Genomic DNA, 4,995 nt, shown 5'->3' on the forward strand with positions numbered 1-4,995 from the left:
CGAGGATCCGCCGTGGTCCGCGTCGAAGCTGGCGCCGGGGCAACGGATGCTCGGGATGGCGGAGAAGGCGGCAACACTCGGGCGGACGGACTGGCCGGGGTTCTTCCGCGCCCAGCTCGATTTCCCCGAAGCCTCGCGGTTGGCGGCGCGCTTGTGGGCGGAGAGCGATCCGGCGGGCTTCTGGGCCTGGCTGCGCGAGGCGAAGGATCCGGTGCTGTTAGACCGTTTCGCCACGGACCTGGCGCGGGTGTGGGCCGGCAGCGATCCCGACGCGGCGATGAGCGCGCTGTTGCAAGTCAGCGACAAGCACCGGGGCGACGAGCTGCGCCGGGCGGTGGTGGACGAGGTGCTCGAAACCGACCTCGCGAAGGGGCTCGGGCTTGCGGCGCGGGCCGGCGATTTCAACCGCTTCAGCTGGGGGCCGCGCGAGTGGATGAAGGCGGATCCCGCCGCAGTGGTGGAGGGACTCGCCGGTTTGCCGAAGATCAGCGACTACCGCCATTTCCTGAATTACGCCTTGCCCGTTTGGATCGAGAGCGATTCCGCCGCAGCGCTGGCTTGGATGACGTCCCATGACCCCTTGCCGGGCGACCGCTGGGTGAAGGATGGCTTCGCGGCCGCGGCGAAGGCCGACCCCGAGGCCGCGCTCGCGGCGGCGGAAGCACTGGCGGATCCTCGGCAGCGCGAGGAAGCGCTGTTAGGGGTAGTGGCGAGCGGGCGCCTGACCGTCGAAGGGTTGCAGTCGGTGTTGGAAGTGTTGCCGCTGAAGGACCGGGGGCGGGCGGGCTACGAGGTGCTCAAGTCCCGGCCGATGACAACGCCGGAGGCGCTGGCGACCGGGGCGGAACTGATCGCGCTGCTGCCTGCCTGCCGCAGCACCCTGTATGCGGTCGAATCACTGGCGCGGGGCTGGCGCGATGTCGATGCGGCCGGTGGCTGGCAGTGGGCGACAACGCTCCCCGACGCCGCGACGAGGCGGCGGGCGTTCACCGTGCTGGCGGGTTCGCGACCGGATGCGGTGGCCTCCTTGCCGGTCAGCGACCTTTCCAACGACCTGTTCCGCGACGTTATCAGTCGCCTCCCCGACGACCGCGAGGACGCATGGATCGGCGGGTTGCCGGCCGCTCACGCGGCGTGGGCGAGGCAAGTCCGGGAAAAGCTGCGGGCCGGCGAATGAGTTCCCGGGAGGCCGGATCCCTGCTAGTCCGTGCGCATGAGCTGTCGCGCCGCCATCGCCGGGATCCACATCGAGAGCGGAACCTTTTCACCGCTGAGGTCGACGACCGAGGACTTCCTCGCGACGCGCGGTGAGGCTTTGTTAGAGCGCTATCCGTTCCTGGAAGAGGACGAGTTCGCGGATCTGCGCGCCGTCCCCCTGGCGCATTTCCGGGCCCTGCCGGGCGGCGTCATCCGGCGCGAGGCCTACGATGAAATGAAGCGCGAGATCCTCGATCGCCTGGCTGCGGAGGATGTGCCGGACGCGTTCTATTTCGATGTCCACGGGGCGATGACGGTCGAGGGACTCGATGATGCCGAGGCGGACCTGCTCGCCGCGATCCGGGCGGGCTTGCCCGGGGCCACGCTGGTGACCTGCAGCCAGGATCTCCATGGCAATGTCAGCGACGGGCTGGTCGCGATGACCGATCTCATCACCACCTACCGGACCGCGCCGCATGTCGACTGGATGGAGACCCGGCGGCGGGCCTTGAGCCTGCTGATGCGGGCATGGCGTACCGGCGTCCGGCCGGTGCGGGCGCGGGTGGGGATCCCGGTGTTGGTGTCGGGCGAGATGTCGAGCACGCGCTGCGAGCCGGGTGCGTCGCTGTATGCGCCGTTAGCGGCGGAGTCGGAGCTGCCGGGTGTCTGGGATGCCTCGTTGTGGGTCGGCTATGCGTGGGCGGACCAGGCGCGTTCGATGGCTTCCGCGGTGGTCACCGGGACCGACCCGCAGGCGGTCGCCGCCTTGGCGGAAAGGATCGCCGCACGCTACTGGGCGGCGCGCGGGGAGTTCCGCTTCGTCACCGAGACCGGGACGGCGGAGGCTTGCCTGGACCAAGCGCTGACGGCCGGTGGCAAGGCGGCATTCCTCAGCGACGCCGGCGACAACCCGACGGCCGGCGCCGCGGGGGACGTGCCGGACACCCTGGGTCGCTTGCTGGCGCATCCGGCGTTTCAGGCGGGCGGTACGTCGACGGCGATCTTCGCCTCGATCGCGGATGCCCCGGCGATCGGGGAGATTCGCCGCCACTCGACCGGCGACGCGATCGCGGTGGAGCTCGGTGGCAAGCTCGACCCGGTTCACGGCATGCCGCTGCCGGTCGAGGGGGTGATCGAGCGGTTTGTCGATGGACCGAACCCGCAGGCCGTCCTGCGCTGCGGCGGAGTGCGGGTGATCGTCACCGGGAAGCGCCGCCCCTATCATTTGCGCGGGGATTTCCTGGCACTGGGCTTGGACCCGCTGGAGCACGAGGTGACGGTGGTGAAGATCGGCTACCTGGAGCCGGAGCTCGCGGCGATGGCCCGCCTGCATCTGATGGTGCTCTCGCCGGGAGGTGTCCCGCCGGTGCTGGAGAACATTCCTTACCGGAATTTGCAGCGCCCGATGTTCCCGCTGGACCGCAACTTCACTTGGACGCCCCAGGCCAGGATCTTCGGCGAAGCCGCCCCGGACATATAATTCTTCGTTTGCCTTGTGGAACGGGTTTTTCGAAATAGGGTCCGCCCCAAACCCAAGATCCATGCGATTCAGACCCGATTGCGGTGTGGGCGTGCTCGCGCCGAGGAGACTTTTTCCCCTGGTGGGAGGCGCTGTGCTTTTGGCTGGCGTCCTGCATGCCGAGCCCGGCCTCGACGGACCCGAAGCGATCGGTCCTTTCCTCAACGGCAAGTTCCCCCCGGTCGAGTCCAACTCGGCGACGGAGTGGGCGGTCGAGGAGACTTACACGGGGATCAACATCAACCTGCCGATGCACCTGGTGCCCTATCCGGGCAGCAACAAGCTGCTGTGCGTGGCCAAGGAAGGCCGGATCTATCTCTTCGACGACGATCCTGCGGCGAACACGACGGAGACTTTCCTCGATTGGAGCTCGAACACCTTCACCAGCAGCGATTCGGGGATGACCTGGCTGGTGTTCCATCCGGAGTTCGGCCAAGCGGGATCACCCAACCGCGGCTACGTCTACGTCACCTACAAGTGGCGCCCCGGCAGCGGCGCGAACAATGCCAACGAGGCCTTCTGGCGGCTGTCCCGCTTCACCGTCCAGGACGGCACGCAGGTGGCCGATCCGTCCAGCGAGCAGATCCTCATCCAGCAGTACGACCGCCAGCAGTTCCACGACAGCGGCTGCATGATGTTCGGGCCCGACGGCTATCTCTACGTCGCGATTGGCGACGAGGGCGGCGCGAATGACCAGTTCAATGTCGGCCAGAAGATCGACGACCGGTTGTTTTCCGGGATCCTCCGCATCGACGTCGACAACGGCCCGGGCAGTCACCCGATCCGCCGCCAGCCGGTCCAGCGGCCGGAGAAGCCGGGCAGTTGGCCGGCCTGTTTCACCGCGAACTATTCGATCCCCAACGACAACCCCTTCCTCGATGCCGGGGGCGGCAACCTCGAGGAGTTTTATGCGATCGGGCTGCGTCAGCCCTACCGCTTTTCCCACGACCCGGTGAGCGGCCGGATCTGGATCGGCGAGAGCGGTCAGGACGGGGCGGAAGAACTCTGCCTGCTGCAGTCCGGCGCGAACTACGGCTGGCCCTTCCGCGAGGGTTCGCTGGCCGGCCCGAAGGCGGCGCCGGCCGTGATCCGCGGGACCCTGACGGATGCGGTGTGGGAAGTCCTGCACGCGGCGGGTCCCGACGGCTGCATGGTCGGCGGCTTCGTCTACCGGGGCGCCGCCCACCCCGAGCTGACCGGGAAATTCATCAGCGTCGACAATGTCAGCGGCCGCATCCGGGCCTTCACCTACGAGGACCCGCTGGCGACCGACACCGTCCTCACGGTGATGCCGAGCGGCAGCGTTTACAGCGGCACCTCGACCATCGGCCGCGACCACGACGGCGAGCCGGTTTTCATCAAGATCAACGGCACCGGCAACCGCGGCCGCTTCATGAAGCTCGCGACGGTGGCGGAAGCCGTGGCGAATCCGGTGTGGTACCGGTTCGAGGACCAGGCGGCGGAAAACACCAGCGGCTACGTTTCCGACAATCCGGGCAACGCGACCGCCGACAGCATCGCCGGCGGGACCCGGCTGCTGGTCAACGACGACGAGGCCACCAGCAGTGCCAATGTCCGCTTCGCGACGTCCAACGGCCTGGTGCCGACTGGTGCCGCGGCCAATGGCGCCGGACTGCACGTCGTCGGAACCGGCGATGGCGACGGCCGCCCGGGCAACGCCAAGGGCGACCTTTTCTCGGAAGGCAAACTCGGGGTGATGGACGACTTCACGGTGGAGCTGAGTTTCAACCCCGCGGCGGGGTCGCTCGGCAGCGGCTACCAGTGCTTCCTGGGCCTCGACGGCACCACCGGCACCGCCCCGGGAGACGGGGAAGCCGGGCCGCCCTTGCAGCCGTTCCGCCTGATGCGCTGGGGGCGGAATGACAACGCCGCCACCACCATTCCGCTCGAGAACGGTGATCTCTACCTGAACGTGCGCACGCTCGATCCGGTGACGGAGCAGTGGACGTCGGTGCCGGTGGAGATCGTCGACAACTCGGCATTCACCGGCGACCACTGGTATCACCTGGCGATCGTCGGCGACGCGACGGCCGGTACGATCACCGTCTATTCCTTCGAGAACGGCAGCTACGTCCAGCTCGGCCAGGGCAGCGGCTACGTCGGCAACCTGCAGTCTGGCGTGTGGACGGTGGGCCGGGGCATGTACAACAGCAATCAGGCCGACTGGGTGAAGGACGCGCTGTTCGACGAAGTGCGGATCGCCAACGTCGCGCTGCCGGTGACGGAATTCCTCTACGCCGGGCAGGCCTGGGACCCGG

General features: G+C 68.1%; 3 protein-coding genes. All 3 read left to right on the top strand.

Features of this window, described 5'->3' with window-relative positions:
- The coding region (locus IG178_RS23180) for a hypothetical protein (RefSeq protein ID WP_193214977.1) at positions 1–1,177 on the top strand (1,177 nt) is incomplete at its 5' end.
- A gap of 36 nt (positions 1,178–1,213) precedes the next feature.
- Positions 1,214–2,677 (top strand): M81 family metallopeptidase, encoded by a 1,464-nt coding sequence (locus IG178_RS23185; protein WP_193214978.1) that lies wholly within the window; start codon positions 1,214–1,216, stop codon positions 2,675–2,677.
- 61 nt (positions 2,678–2,738) lie between these two features.
- Positions 2,739–4,995: PQQ-dependent sugar dehydrogenase (locus IG178_RS23190; RefSeq protein WP_193214979.1), on the top strand; the 2,257-nt coding region annotated here is incomplete at its 3' end.

Origin of the sequence: Neoluteolibacter marinus (assembly GCF_014904755.1) — a bacterium.
Classification (GTDB): Bacteria; Verrucomicrobiota; Verrucomicrobiia; order Verrucomicrobiales; family Akkermansiaceae; genus Haloferula; species Haloferula marina.